Origin of the sequence: Microbacterium sp. NPDC091676 (genome assembly GCF_044756645.1) — a bacterium.
GTDB classification, from domain to species: Bacteria; Actinomycetota; Actinomycetes; order Actinomycetales; family Microbacteriaceae; genus Microbacterium; species Microbacterium paraoxydans_D.
The window spans coordinates 708,343-722,012 of record NZ_JBIVTI010000001.1; the positions used below are offsets into that span (position 1 = coordinate 708,343).

Below are 13,670 nucleotides of genomic sequence, written 5' to 3' on the forward strand. Positions count from 1 at the left end.
TCGGAGCCTAGACCGGCGGCGTCCGTTCGACCTCGTCCGTTCGATGGACCTCGGCGCTGCGGCCGTTGGCCGCTGCCGGGAGCACCCGCTCCAGCACCACCGCGAGCACGCCGACGGCGAGGCTGCCCGCGACCATGACCGCGATGAACCAGCCGCTGACGCCGACGCCGAGGAGCACCCCCGCGACGAGCGGGCCGAGGATGGCACCGCCCTGGAAGGCCGCGGAGTTGAGGGCGTTGTAGCGCCCGCGGGTGCGGTCCGTCGCGAGATCGTTGTAGATGGCCGGGATCGTCGGCTGCATCATCGTCTCCCCGAAGGCGAACACGCCCATGAACGCGATGACCGCGATCGCGGCCGTGACCGAGTCGGGGAGCACGCCGGCGGCCCCGAGCATGACCCAGGAGACGGCCCAGATGAGCGCCATGACCTGCATGACCCTGGTGCGCCGGCGCCCGGTGATGAGCCGGAGGACAGCGAACTGCAGCAGCACGATGACGGCCGTGTTCACCGCGAAGGAGATGCCGACGACGGCCGTCGAGACCTGGGCGACCTGACGGGCGTAGGCGGGGAAGCCGGCCTCGATCTGGCCGTAGCCGATGAAGACGGAGAAGAAGGTCAGCAGCGTCATCCACAGCACCGCCGGTCGGCGGAGGATCTCCCGGTAGCCGCCCTCGGTGGTGGCCGACGGGTCGGGGTCCGGCTGCGTGCGCACGTGCCGGAGCGGGCCGAGGAGCAGAGCGAGCGGGATGAGGCTCGTGGCCGCGTCGATGAGGAAGATCGTGGTGAAGGTCGACGGCTCTGTCACGTCGACGAAGAACCCGCCGATGATGCCGCCCACGCCGATGCCGAGGTTGACGAGGGCGAAGTTCACGCCGAAGTACTGCTGACGGACCTCGCCGTCCACCACCGAGGCGATGAGCGCGTTGAAGCCGGGCCAGGAGACCCCGAAGTTCACCCCGATGAGCACGACCGCGACGGTCGCGACGGCGGGATGCGTGGCATAGGCGAGGAGCGTGCACCCCGCGATCATCGCGAGCAGTCCCACGATCAGCACGCGCCGGGCGCCGAAGCGATCGATGAGCGTGCCCCCGGGACCGGTGACGACGAGCCCCGTGATCGCGATGAGGCTCATCAGCGCTCCGGAGAACCCGAGGTCGAAGCCGCGGACCTCGTGGAGGTAGATGATCGTGAACGGCAGCGTCATGCCGCGCCCGAGGGTCTGGATCGCCACGGTCGACAGCAACCAGCGCCCCTCGGTGGGCAACGCGTTCCAGAAGGACTTCATACCGATCACCTCGTCATTGTTCCAGGAGCCGGGGACATCGGATGACCGCCGGGGCCTCGGGGAGGAAGCCGATATTCTGCGAGCATGCCCGTGTCGTTCGAAGACTTCCGCTGCGCCCTCCCCCAGGCACCGGCCCGTGACGCGTGGGGCCTCGTGCTCACCGACGCCGAGGCGCAGCAGGTCGCCGCGGACGAGCAGGCGAGCCGGGCCTGGTACGACTACTGGCTCGCGACCACGGCGTCGGCGGCGCCCGCCCCTGCGGTGGCACCGCTCGGGGGACACGAGCTTCCCGTCGCCTCCGCGCCGGGATTCGCCGCGGCACCCCCTCCGGCACCCGCAGCCGCCCCGTGGAACCCTGCGCCCGCGGAGAGCCCGGAGCGGAAGAGCCGGGTCGGACTCTGGGTGACGCTGGGCATCGTGGGCGCGCTGCTCCTGATCGCCGCGATCGTGACGGTGTTCGCCTTCACGACCGCGCGCCACTGGACCAAGATCGACGTGCCGGAGAAGCCCGAGACCTTCCACAGCGAGGAGTACGAGACCGGCAAGTACCTCGTCGCCGACGACGGCGTGAGCCCGTGCGCGGTGGACCAGGACTGGACGGACTGCATCGGCCTCATGGAGGCCGAGTACGCGGGCGCGTGCGCCGGGGTCGACCTCGTCCCGGCCGCCGCGGACCTGTGCGCGCAGCACCGCGCCGAGATCGACCGGATGATCGCGGAGGACACCGAGGGCATGTACGTGGCCTCGCTCGGCGACTTCGGGCACCTCACCCGGACACCGGAGACGGCCACGCGCCAGGTCTCGAACGACGATGCCGAGCCGGCCGTCACGCACGAGGCCGTGTGCTACCTCGGGTTCCTCGGGGAGTGCGAGTAGCCGCAGCGCCCCGCTCCGTCGGAAGCGGCCGGACGTCACCTCATCCGGATGATGTCGGGCACTCCCCCGCGGTCCTAGGCTTCGCGTGACCAGCGCGTCGATGACCGCCCGGTCGGGGGAGATCAGTGCTGACGAGAAGGAGTGACGCATGTCCGACGAGACCTATGTCGCGGTCGCGGCGCAGTACGCCGACCAGGAACACGCCGTCGAGGACTTCGACGCGATCCACGCGCATTATCACGAGGACGACAGGCACGAGCACGGCCCGCTCGACGCGGCCGTGATCGCCCGCGCGATGGACGGCAGGCTCACGATCGTCAAGCGCGATGACGGCGGCAGGAGCCACGGAGCCCGCAAGGGCCTGGCCATCGGGCTCGCGAGCGGGCTCGCGCTCGCGCTGTTCCCCGCCGTCGCCGTGGGGACGGCCGTCGTGGCCGCCGGAGGGGCCGGCGCCGGCATCGGAGCCGTCGCCGGACACATCGGCCGCAAGACGCCCTCCCGGGACCTCGAGGCCATCAGCGAGACTCTGGACGCGGGAAGCGCGGGCATCGTGTTCGTCGTTGACCCCGACGACGCGGCCGAGGTCGAGGAGCTGCTGGTCCACGCGACCCGGGTGACGCGGCGCGAGCTCTCCGTCGATCAGGACGAGCTCGACAGCGACGTCGACGGCGCGTACGAGTGACGCGGACGGCTCGCCGGATCCCGGCCCGGCGAGCCGTCAGCGTCCCCGGCCCGCCGGTCCCCCGGCTCGTTCCCCGTCGCCGGACGCCGTCGCCGAGGTCGGCAAGGTGATGCTGATCGCCGCGGCCGCGGCGGCGGCATCCGCGATCGTGCCCTCCGCCGGACGGTGCCGCCCCATGACGACGGCCATCAGCACGCCCGCGAGGCTGAATCCCGCCATCACCCACGAGGTCGCGGCGAGTCCGTCCGCCAGCGCGTCGGACGCGTCGACGCCGCCCGCGGTCCGCGACGCGATCACCGAGCCGTAGATCGACGCCGCGAGCGCCGTGGCCACGGCGGCGCCGATGTACCGCGCCATGTTCGAGACCCCGGACGCCTCGCCGACCTGATTCGCGGGCACCGCCGCCGTCGCCGCCGAGGACGCGGGACCGTTCGAGAGCCCCATGCCGACCGCGACGGCGATCAGCGGGAGGACGAAGACGGCGTAGGTCCAGGAGGCACCGGTGAAGCCGATGACCGCGAAGCCCGCCGCGGAGATGGCGAACCCGGCGCCGACGACCTGTCTGCCGCCCAGACGCGCGGCGAGGCGGGGCACGAGGGGCGCGACCAGGACGAGGCCCACCGTGGCGGGCAACGTGGCCAGACCCGCCTGGAGCGGACTGAATCCGAGGCTCGCCGGGTCTTGGAAGTACAGGCTCAGGAGGTACATCAGGGCGTTCACGGTGCCGGCGCCGATCAGGATCGCGACCGTGGAGCCGACCAGGACCCGGTTTCGCAGCAGGGCGAGATCCAGCAGCGGGACCTTCACCCGACGCTCGACGAGCACGAACGCGATACCGGCGACCACGCCGAGGGCGAGGGACCCGAGAGTCGCCGGCGATCCCCAGCCCCACTCGGCCCCCTTGCTCATGGCGAGGATGATCGGAGCGAGGGTGAGGGCGACCAGTGCGGTGCCGGCGTAGTCGATCGAGTGCGAGCGGTTCTCGTCCCGCGACTCGGACACCGTGGCGGCGGTGATGACGATGCACACGACGCCGACGACGGCATCCACCCAGAACAGGCCCTGCCAGCCGGTGATCCCGACCAGCAGGCCGCCCAGGAGCGGTCCCGCCGCCGCACCGACCGCTGCCGCCGCCCCCCACAGCGAGACGGCGCGCAGCTGGGCCTGGCCGCTGTTCGCCACCGACAGCAGGCTCATGCCGCAGGCGAGGATCGTCGCACCCGCCGCCCCCTGGATCATCCGGCCCGCGATCACCATCCCCCCGTTCGGCGACAGCGCGATGAGGACGCAGGAGGCGACGAAGAGGAGCAGACCCAGCTGGAAGACGCGTCGGCGCCCGAACACGTCGCCGAGCGAGCCGGACGTGATGATGACGGCCGCTCCGACGAGGGAGTACCCGGTGACCGCCCACTGCAGGTCGGTCACCGACATGCCGGTGTCCTCGCTGATCGCCGGAAGCAGGATGCTGACGGCGGACGTGTTGGCGTTGACCACGAGGGTCGACAGGCAGGTCGCCGCGAGAACCCCTCCGGTCCGCGCGGCGGTCGGTGTGCTGCTCATCGCCACTCCCTTCTGCGTCCGCTCGGACCGGTGCGCTCAGGCATCGCCCGCGACCGCCGCCGCGTACCGTTCGAGGAAGAGCGCCTCGACGAGTGCCATGTTCTCGATCTCGGTGGGATCGACGCTCTCGTTCGGCGCGTGGATGAGGCACAGCGGTTCCTCGACCCCCATCAGCATGATCTCCGCGTCGGGGAACGTCTCGGCGAACACGGCGCACAGCGGGATCGATCCTCCCTGACCCTGCGTGATGAGCTCGCGACCGTACGCGTCGTACATCGCCGCCCGCATCGTCTCGAAGCCCGGGCCGGCGAGCGTCGACTGGAACGGCGCCCCCTCCGCCTCCGGCTCGATCTCGACCTCCACGTTCCACGGTGCCGCGGCGGTGAGGTGCGCGATCAGGGCCTCCTGCGCCTCGGCGGGGTCGGTGCCCGGCGGGATCCTGAGCTCGATCCGCGCACGGGCCGAGCCCTGGATCGCGGCGGAGGAGCCGACGACGTCGGGACAGTCGATCCCGAGGACCGTCGCGGTCGGGCGCGCCCACACCATGTCGGCGACGGCGTCGCCGAGCAGGTCCACCCCGTCGATGACGTTCGCATCCGCACGGAACCGCTCGGCGTCGTACCGGGCGCCGTCCCACCGCTGCGAGGCGTCCACCCCGGTCACGGTCGTGTTCCCCCGTTCGTCACGCAGAGTGGCGAGGATGGCGATGAGCGCGGCGAGCGCGTCCGGCGCGGCGCCTCCGAACATGCCGGAGTGCATGGGACTGGTGAGGGCGCGGACGGTGAGGACGACCTTGGTCATGCCCCGCAGGCTGGTGGTGAGGCTCGGCACTCCGACCGCGAAGTTGCCGGTGTCGCAGACCAGGATCGCGTCGGCCCGCAGCAGATCGGCGTTCTCGGGGACGAACGCCTCCAGGCCTCCCGTGCCCTGCTCCTCCGAGCCCTCCCCGACGATCTTGACGGTGACCGGCAGATCGTCGCCGAGCGCGCGCAACGCGGTGAGGTGCATCGCGATGTTCCCCTTGCAGTCCGCCGCTCCCCGTCCGAACCATCTGCCGTTCCGCTCCGTCAGCTCCCACACCGGACTGTCCCATGCCGCGTCGTCGAGCGGTGGCTGCACGTCGTGGTGGAAGTACAGCAGCACGGTCGGCGCGCCCGGCGGACCCGGTCTGTGCCCGCAGACCGCCTGGCTGCCGTCGGGCGTCTCGTATCCCCGGACGTCCTGGAAGCCCAGGTCGCGGAAGGCGTCGACGAGGAAGTCGATCATCCCCTGGCATTCCTCGGGCGGGAACTGCTCCGCATCGTGCACCGACCGGAAGGCCACCATGGATGCGAGGTCGCGCTGCGCCTGCGGCATGAGGTCGTGGATGGTCGATCGCAGCTTCTCTTCGGACATCAGGTCTTCTCTCTCGTCGGGTTCCGCACCGGCCTCGGACTCAGCGGCGGATCGTGTCGCTGAGATTCAGGCCGTCGATGAAGTCCTCGGCGTCCGGGATGCTGTCGGGACAGTAGGTCTGCACGATGGCCAGCAGGCCGGTGGCCAGGGTGCGGTCGGCGATGACGGCGCGGGTGAAGAATGCGCCCCCGACCGACATGTTCAGCTTCGCGAGTCCGCGTCCCACCCCCGGCTCCACCGCGTCGCACACCGACCCGCCGTCGGTGCCGAGCACCCTGGCGACCTCGACCGGGTCCCGCAGCTCCGGCAGTCCGGCCTCCTGGAAGGCGACGTTGAGCTCCTGCGCCTTGTCGAGGGCCTCCTCGGTCGATCGGTTGTAGTTGAAGGTGATCAGCATCGTCACCAGGAGCAGAGCCATCACGGCGCCGACGCTCCCGTAGATGATTCGATGGGTCATGATGGTGCCTCCTCGGACGTGGTCGCCGGGGCGACCTGCCAGCTCGGACGCCGCAGCTTCACGAGCAGGAACGGGATGACGAAGCCGAGCAGGAGGATTCCGCCGCCGACGATGGCGACGAAGATCAGGGGGTTCCCGTCGCCGAACTGGGACGGCGGCACGAAGCTGATCAGGATCGCGGCGAGCGAGGCGGTGAAACCCACCACGCAGAGCAGGTTGAGGAACGGCGCGCGGTAGCCCCGGGGGTGATCCGGCTGGCGCCGGCGCAGGTTCATCGCGGCGATGAAGAGCCAGAGGTACATGAGCAGGTAGACCGAGGTCGTGATGGTCATGAACATCCAGTACGCGTCGGACACCGCCGGGACGAAGGCGAACAGCAGGGCCAGGATGGTCGTCACGATGCCCTGGGCCGCGAGGATGTTGATCTGCACGCCCTCGGCGTTCGTCTTCTGGAACCACGGCGGCATGTACCCTCCCCCGCGCGAGGCCAGCAGCAGGCTCTTGGACGGACCGGACAGCCAGGTGAGGAACCCGGCGAGCGACGCGGAGACGATGGCCAGACCGACGATCGGCGTGAGCCATTGGATGCCGAAGTGCGCGAAGACCGCGTCGAACGCCTGCATCACCCCCGCCGTCAGACTCAGCTCCTCCGCGGGGATGAACCAGCTGATCACCAGCGGCGGCAGAGTCAGCACCAGCAACACCAGGATCATCGCGACGAACATGGCCTTCGGGAACTGCTTCCCCGGATCCTTGAGGCGGTTGACGTGCACGGCGTTCATCTCCATCCCGGAGTAGGCGCCGAAGTTGCTGACGATGAGGACGATGCTGGCGATGCCGGTCCAGGCGGGCAGCAGGTGGTCCGGGGTCATCGGGGCCGCCGACGCGTTCCCCTGCCCCAGGTAGATCACCCCGAGGACGACCAGGAGGAAGCCGGGGATGAGGGTGCCGACCATCACGCCGCTGGAGGCGAGCTTGGCGATGACGCCGATGCCGCCGCGCAGCGCGATGATCACGCCCAGCCAGTAGACCGAGATGATGACCACGGCCGTCCACACGCCGCTCGACGCCCAGGGCGGGTAGATCACGTAGGCGAGGGTGCTGGCCACGAACGAGAGCAGCGTCGGATAGTAGAAGATCGTCATCGCGTACTGGTGCCAGGCGGCCACGAAACCCATGTTCGGCGAGATGCCCTCGCCGACCCATCGGGCGACGCCTCCGGACCATCCGGAGGCCAGTTCCGCGGAGACCAGTGCCGTCGGGATCAGGAAGATGATCGCCGGCAGGACGTAGAGGAAGACGGCGGCGAGTCCGTAGATCGCCATGGTCGGGGCGGGACGCAGACTGGCGACCGAGGAGACGGTCATCAGGGCGAGCGCCGCCCAGCTGATGTAGTTGGGCCGTCCGGCCACCCGGCCGGTGGGCGCGGACGGCGTCCCTCCGGCCTGCGAGTCGACAGTTGACATGTTCGCTCCTCGTCGTCCTGAGCCGCTGCTCCGGACGCTCGTCGACACGGCCCTGAGAGGCCCGGAATGGTGAGATCAGGGTGGCGTTCCGCGCGCAGCCGCCGCCTCACCCGCCCGGGGTGATATCCCGGTGCGCCGAATCACCCCGCCCGGATGATGCCCGCGGATGACCGCCCGGCCACGCTGGGTTCGTCACATGACGAAAGGGCGGATCATGAACTTCTGGTACTCCTTCTGGGACATCCTCTGGCTGTTCTTCTGGGGCTTCGTCTTCGTCGCCTACCTCATGGCGCTGTTCACCGTGATCGGCGACATCTTTCGCGATCCCGACCTGAACGGCTGGCTGAAGGCGCTGTGGATGATCTTCCTGATCTTCGTGCCCTTCCTCACCCTGTTCGTGTATCTCATCGCCCGGGGGCGCTCCATGGCCGAACGCAGCACCCGGGAGGCGATCGAGACCCGACAGGCCACGGACGACTACATCCGGGGCGTCGCGGGCTCCAGCTCCGTCGACGAGATCGCGAAGGCGAAGTCGCTCTTCGATGCCGGAGCGATCACCGCCGAGGAGTTCGCGGATCTGAAGCGCAGAGCGCTCCAGGCGGGATGAGCACCGCGCCAGGGGTCGGACCATGAACCTCCGCTTCTGGCGGCGTCGGGCGGGCGCTGCTCCGGACCGGGGCGCTGCTCCGGACCGGAGCGCAGCCCCGTCGGTGGCTGCCGACCCCCTCCCCACCGCATCGGGCCCGCCCCGGGTGGCGTTCATCCTCATGGGCTGCGGTGGAGCGGCAGCCGCCGCGTTCGGTCTCTGGGCCGTGCGCGGGATCGCGGCACCGGTCCTCCTCGCTCTCGTCCTCACGATCTGCGCTCACCCGATCCGCGCCGTCCTGGAGCGGATCCGCGTCCCCCGCGGCGCGGCGACGGTCACGGCCATGCTCCTCGTCTTCGCCCTGCTGGCGGCGTTCGCCGCGGCGCTGGTCATCGCGCTCGCCCAGTTCACGACGCTGATCCCCGAGTACACGCCGCAGCTCGAGCAGATCGGCGCGAGCATCGGCGCGTGGCTGTCCGGCTTCGGGATCGACGCGGCGTCCGCGGAGACGATCGTGTCGGGCCTCGAGCCGTCGAACCTCCTGGACTTCGCCGCCGGGCTCCTCGGCGGCGTGACGGGGATCGTGTTCGGACTCGTCGTGATCCTGACCCTCGTGATGCTGATGGCCATGGACGGGGCCTACCTGCCCGCACTCCTGGACCAGATGCGTCCGCGCCGCCCCGACCTCGTGGGGGCCTTCGCCGGCTTCGCCACGAGCGTGCGCCGCTACATGATCGCCGCCACGGGACTCGGCGTCCTGCAGAGCACCCTGAACTGGATCGCGCTGGCGGTGCTCCAGGTGCCCGCCGCCTTCCTCTGGGCGCTGCTGTCCTTCATCTGCAGCTTCATCCCCAACGTCGGCTACTTCATCGCCATCATCCCGCCGGCCGTCTTCGGGTTCCTCGCGGGCGGCTGGCCCACCGGCATCGCGGTCATCGTCGTCTACGGCATCATCAACGTGATCGTCCAGTCCATCGTGCAACCCCTCCTGGTGGCCAACGTCGTGGCACTGAACCAGACGCTCACCTTCGTGTCCGTGCTGTTCTGGGCCGTCATCCTCGGCCCCGTCGGCGCTCTGCTCGCCGTCCCGCTGACGCTGCTGGTGCGGACCATCCTCATCGATGCCGATCCGCGCGCCCGCCTGTGGCGCCCGCTGACCGGGGACATCGACGAGGCCAAGGAGCTGATCGAGGCCAGAGACGCCGACCGGAAGGCGACGCGGGTGGCGCGCAAGGAGGAACGGCAGCGCCGCGCGAAGCCGCTGTGAACCTCAGCCGCCCCGCACCGGCACCGGGACGTCGGCACCGCCCTCACGGGTGAGGCGTGCCCCCACCCGCACCACCGACGGCGCCGGCGCGAACCCCCCGGCGAAGAGGGCCTCGCCCTGGCGGAACCCCGTCGCGCGGGCGAGGATGCCGGCGGGGACGAAGCCGAACGTCCTGGCGAGGTCGTCGAGGTCGACCGCCGAGGTCATCTTCATGAGCGCGAGGTTGTCGCACTGCGACAGGATGCTCGGATCGATCCGTGAGGGCCGCTGCGTGGAGAGCAGGAGCCAGAGGCCGAACTTGCGACCCTCGGCGGCGATCTGCACGATGCGCTCCCGGACGAGGGCGCGCAACGGGCTCCCTCCGTCGGGCGCGCAGAGGTTGTGCGCCTCGTCGATGACGATCAGGATCGGCCGCCGTCGCTCGCGCTGCGCCCACAGGTCGTCCAGCACCGCCAGGGCCACGACCAGAGGCTCATCGGGGGCGGTGAACCCTCCGAGGTCCAGCACGGTCGCATCCGGACGCGCATCGATCACCGCGGTCACGGGCTCCGACCCCCGCGCCCAGACGTTCCAGTCGATCAGACCGAGGTTCTGGATGCGGGCGGCGAGGTCCAGGGCCGCCGGAGTCCGCCGTTCGAGCAGTCGCGGCACCACCGCGTGCGAGTCCAGCGTGCCGACCGTCTCCTCCAGCCGCACCAGCTCGTTGTACTCGGCCCGATCGTCCAGCGGATGCAGACGGAGCACCGCGGCCCTGGACTGAATCGGAAGGTCGACGAACCGCACGCGCAGCGCATCCGCGCCGTCGGCGGTGGGCCGGAGGATACGGATGTCGCGCTCCGCCAGCAGGTGCCGGGCCGCGGACGGCGCGCTCCCCCCATCGGACTCGCGCATGCGGACGAAGTCGGCGTTCGGGTCGAAGATCACCATCGGAAGGGAGGTCCGCAGGAGGATCTGCTCGAGGAGCACGCCGAGGGCATACGTCTTGCCCGAGCCGCTCTGACCGCACCAGAACGTGTGCCGGTTCAGGCGGCGCGGCAGCAGGTGCGCGGGGACGTCGCCGTCGACGAGATGCGACCCGATGTCGAGCGACGCCGCGACGCCGTCGTACAGCGCCGCGATCATGGAGGCCGCGGCCGGGCGCATGTCGGCCATCGGGAACGGGACGGACAGCCGGCTGTCGGGGGCGCCGCCCTCCCCGGGGATCGCCCCCAGGATCCGTCCCCCACCGTGCACGTCGCCGCCGATCGTGAACGCGACGTCCTCGACCTGGCCGAGCTGGAGCGCTCCGGTGGCCGGGCGCAGCGTCACGAACCCTCCCGGCTCGAAGCCCGGCTCCAACGGCCCGGCGAACTGGAAGCGCCGTCCGTCCAGCGAGACCACCCGCGCCTCGGCGGTGAGGGTGCCGTCATCGATCATCGCCCGCTCCTTCGACCCCGCCGCTCCGGCGCTCAGCGGCAGAGTAGCCAGGTCGGACGCGGAAGCGGAAGGCCTCCCGCCGGCTCCCGACGGATCTCATCCTCGCCGGGTGAGGAGATCGCGCCCCCGCCCGCGGCGCGGGACGGCCAGCATCACCCGCGGCGGATGACGACCGGGCGGCCGACCGATCGTATCGTCGGGCCAGGACCCGACCGGGTCAGGGATGAGGTGTCGACATGTGTCGGTGGTTGGCGTACGCAGGAGAACCGCTGCACCCCTCGGAGGTGATCCTCGACTCGCGGCACTCCCTGGTGGCGCAGTCGCTGGACTCGCCGCTCGGCGCGGAGACCGTGAACGGAGACGGCTTCGGTCTCGGCTGGTATCCCGTGCCGGGTCCGGACGATGCCGGGCAGCCTCCGAAGCCCACCCTGTTCCGCAGCATGGAGCCGGCCTGGAACGATCAGAACCTGCGCGAGATCTCCCGCACGGTCCGGAGCCCGCTGTTCCTCAGCCACGTCAGAGCGGCGGCCGGCCCCCCGGTCCAGCAGACCAACTGCCACCCGTTCCGGCACGCGAACTGGCTCTTCATGCACAACGGCGGCCTGGCGGACTTCCTGACGATCAAGCGCGACCTCACTCTCGCCGTCGACCCCTCCCTGTACCCGGAGATCCAGGGCACCACCGATTCCGAGGTGCTCTTCTACCTCGCGCTGACCCTCGGCCTGCAGGACGATCCGATCGCGGGGATGCGGGCCGCGATCCGAGAGACCGAGCGGATCGGGCATGAGCACGATATCCGCTTCCCGGTGCAGGGGACCTTCGCCGTGTCCGACGGCACCACCCTGTGGGCCTTCCGCTACTCCAGCGTCGGCCGCTCGCGCTCGCTCTACCATTCGACCGACATCGAGACCCTTCGCCAGATGTACCCCGAGGCCGAGCGGCTGCGGGCGTTCGGCCGGCACGCCCACGTCATCGTCTCCGAACCGCTGAACGACCTGCCGGGGGTGTTCCAGGAGGTTCCCGAATCGACGGTCTCGATCCTCGACGACACGGGCTATCGCCATGAGCCCTTCCTCGAAGCGGCGTGAGGACTCCCGTCGCTCGGGTACCCCCGCTCCCCCGCCCCGGACCGTCGGCATCGAGGAGGAGCTGCTCCTCGTCGACGCCCGGACCCTGGTCCCGGTGCCCGTCGCCGGTCGGATCGTCCGCGTGCCGGCCGCGGAGGACGACGACCTGCCCGTCCCTGCGCTCGAGTTCGAGGTGAAGGAGGAGCAGATCGAGGTCGTCAGTCCGCCCCTGACCACGGTCGAGGAACTCGTCTCGACCGTGCGTCTCGGGCGCGAGACCGCCGACGCCGCCGCGCGCACGGTCGGTGCCCGCGCGGTCGCCCTGGGCACCGGCACCGTGCCGTTCGACTCGCATCTCGCACCCGTACCGCGCTACCGCCGCATGCAGGAGCGCTTCGGCCTCACCATGACGGAGCAGCTCACCTGCGGACTGCACGTCCACGTCGCCGTCGAATCCGACGAGGAGGGCGTGGGTGTGCTGGACCGCATCCGCCCCTGGCTCCCGGTGCTCCTCGCGATCAGCACGAACTCCCCGCTCTTCCAGGGGATCGACACGGGATTCGCCAGCTATCGGTACCAGGCCTGGGGGCGCTGGCCCTCGGCCGGCGCCTACGAGGTCTTCGGCTCGGCGGCGGCGTATGACGCGGCGGCCGCGGCGATGCTCAGGACGGGGGTCTCCCTCGACGCCGGGATGATCTACTCCGATGCCCGCCTGTCGCGGCACGCCCCGACCGTGGAGACGCGGATCATGGACGTCTGCCTCCGCGCGGAGGAGTCCGCCGCCCTCGCCGTGATCACGCGTGCGCTCGTCGACACGGCCGCCGACCAGTGGCGAGCCGGGGAGCCCGCCGATCCGGTCCCCGCCGCCCTGCTGCGCCTGGCATCCTGGCGGGCCAGCAAATCGGGCCTCGACGACGTCCTCCTGCATCCGCGGACCCTGCTCCCCGTCCCGGCGGCCGCCGCCGTGCACGGTCTGCTGGACCACGTCCGCGCCCACTTCGTCGACGACGCGGAGGAGCGCTTCGCCGTCGGCGTGGTGCAGGAGGTCCTCGCCAGGGGCACCGGTGCCGCCCGGCAGCGGGCCGTGCTGGCCGCGGGAGGCTCACGCGAGGACGTGATCGCCGCCGCCGCGCGCGAGACGACGGCCGCCCCGCCTCCGATGCCGGGACGCCGGTGGCCGCGCCCCCGTGGCGCGCCGCGCTCGCCCGGCCGCGTCGTGGACCTCCCCACGAGCGGCTAGATCAGCAGGCGCGCCTTGCCGGCGATGAACTCGTCCTCCGACAGGAGTCCGCGTTCATGGAGATCGGCCAGCGCCTGGATCTGCGCGACGAGCTCGTTCCCCGCCCTGCTCGCCGGGGCGGGTTCTGGTGGCGGGGTCCCCCACCGCTGCCGTTGCGCGCTCACGGCCTGCTGCGCCGTCAGATCGATCTGCGCCTGCTGCCGCTGCTGGGCGTACGCCTCGTCGAGGTCGTCCGGCGGCACCCTGACGTCCTGTCGGGCACGAACGCCACCGGTGACCGCCGGGGCCGTCCCCGAGACCACGGTCGTGGCCGCGGCTGCGCGGATCAGCCCTCCGCGACCCGCTCTGCGACCGAACATCCCCCCTCCTCTCC

13 protein-coding genes are annotated in these 13,670 nt (G+C 70.9%); 6 read left to right on the top strand and 7 right to left on the bottom strand.

Translation table 11 applies throughout. The features are described 5' to 3' along the window. Nucleotides 1–7 precede the first annotated feature (7 nt). Nucleotides 8–1,483, bottom strand: a complete 1,476-nt coding sequence (locus ACIQID_RS03640) for an MFS transporter (RefSeq protein ID WP_400285646.1) — start codon at nucleotides 1,481–1,483, stop codon at nucleotides 8–10. On the opposite strand from ACIQID_RS03640, the gene ACIQID_RS03645 reads away from it, so the two are divergent. Further along, nucleotides 1,370–2,161, top strand: coding sequence for a hypothetical protein (locus tag ACIQID_RS03645; protein ID WP_400285767.1), 792 nt, complete (start codon nucleotides 1,370–1,372; stop codon nucleotides 2,159–2,161). The two genes, ACIQID_RS03640 and ACIQID_RS03645, sit on opposite strands and share 114 nt — an antisense overlap. Nucleotides 2,162–2,309: 148 nt before the next feature. Next, a complete protein-coding gene (locus ACIQID_RS03650) occupies nucleotides 2,310–2,843 on the top strand; it encodes a hypothetical protein (protein ID WP_400282071.1) in 534 nt (177 codons plus the stop codon). A 36-nt stretch (nucleotides 2,844–2,879) separates the two neighbouring features. Here ACIQID_RS03650 and ACIQID_RS03655 read toward each other — a convergent pair whose 3' ends face one another. The 4 genes from ACIQID_RS03655 to ACIQID_RS03670 are packed head-to-tail and all read right to left on the bottom strand — an operon-like array spanning nucleotide 2,880 to nucleotide 7,721. Next, on the bottom strand, nucleotides 2,880–4,403 hold the full coding sequence (locus ACIQID_RS03655) for an MFS transporter (protein WP_312672737.1): 1,524 nt from the start codon (nucleotides 4,401–4,403) through the stop codon (nucleotides 2,880–2,882). A gap of 36 nt (nucleotides 4,404–4,439) precedes the next feature. Further along, nucleotides 4,440–5,798: a dipeptidase gene (locus tag ACIQID_RS03660; protein WP_400282074.1), complete on the bottom strand. Its 1,359-nt coding sequence runs from the start codon at nucleotides 5,796–5,798 to the stop codon at nucleotides 4,440–4,442. A gap of 40 nt (nucleotides 5,799–5,838) precedes the next feature. Beyond that, entirely contained in the window at nucleotides 5,839–6,255 is a 417-nt protein-coding gene (locus ACIQID_RS03665) for a hypothetical protein (protein ID WP_400282077.1), read from the bottom strand. Continuing rightward, complete coding sequence (locus ACIQID_RS03670; RefSeq protein WP_331202753.1) at nucleotides 6,252–7,721, bottom strand: APC family permease; 1,470 nt, start codon at nucleotides 7,719–7,721, stop codon at nucleotides 6,252–6,254. The genes ACIQID_RS03665 and ACIQID_RS03670 overlap by 4 nt, the downstream gene beginning before the upstream one ends. Before the next feature lie 196 nt (nucleotides 7,722–7,917). On the opposite strand from ACIQID_RS03670, the gene ACIQID_RS03675 reads away from it, so the two are divergent. Further along, a complete protein-coding gene (locus ACIQID_RS03675) occupies nucleotides 7,918–8,328 on the top strand; it encodes an SHOCT domain-containing protein (protein ID WP_247640846.1) in 411 nt (136 codons plus the stop codon). Nucleotides 8,329–8,350: 22 nt separating this feature from the next. Beyond that, nucleotides 8,351–9,574, top strand: a complete 1,224-nt coding sequence (locus ACIQID_RS03680) for an AI-2E family transporter (RefSeq protein WP_400282081.1) — start codon at nucleotides 8,351–8,353, stop codon at nucleotides 9,572–9,574. Between the two features lie 3 nt (nucleotides 9,575–9,577). On the opposite strand, the gene ACIQID_RS03685 is transcribed toward ACIQID_RS03680, so the two are convergent. After that, the gene (locus ACIQID_RS03685; RefSeq protein WP_400282084.1) at nucleotides 9,578–10,990 is read right to left on the bottom strand and encodes an ATP-binding protein; all 1,413 of its coding nucleotides are present in this window, start codon (nucleotides 10,988–10,990) and stop codon (nucleotides 9,578–9,580) included. Nucleotides 10,991–11,238: 248 nt separating this feature from the next. On the opposite strand from ACIQID_RS03685, the gene ACIQID_RS03690 reads away from it, so the two are divergent. Together ACIQID_RS03690 and ACIQID_RS03695 are read left to right on the top strand one after the other, a co-directional pair. After that, nucleotides 11,239–12,078, top strand: coding sequence for a class II glutamine amidotransferase (locus ACIQID_RS03690; protein WP_400282087.1), 840 nt, complete (start codon nucleotides 11,239–11,241; stop codon nucleotides 12,076–12,078). Beyond that, nucleotides 12,053–13,297, top strand: coding sequence for a glutamate--cysteine ligase (locus ACIQID_RS03695; RefSeq protein WP_400282090.1), 1,245 nt, complete (start codon nucleotides 12,053–12,055; stop codon nucleotides 13,295–13,297). The genes ACIQID_RS03690 and ACIQID_RS03695 overlap by 26 nt, the downstream gene beginning before the upstream one ends. On the opposite strand, the gene ACIQID_RS03700 is transcribed toward ACIQID_RS03695, so the two are convergent. After that, nucleotides 13,294–13,656 carry an SHOCT domain-containing protein gene (locus ACIQID_RS03700; RefSeq protein WP_400282093.1) on the bottom strand — a complete coding sequence of 121 codons (363 nt, stop codon included), beginning with the start codon at nucleotides 13,654–13,656 and terminating at the stop codon, nucleotides 13,294–13,296. The genes ACIQID_RS03695 and ACIQID_RS03700 overlap by 4 nt on opposite strands. Nucleotides 13,657–13,670 lie beyond the last annotated feature (14 nt).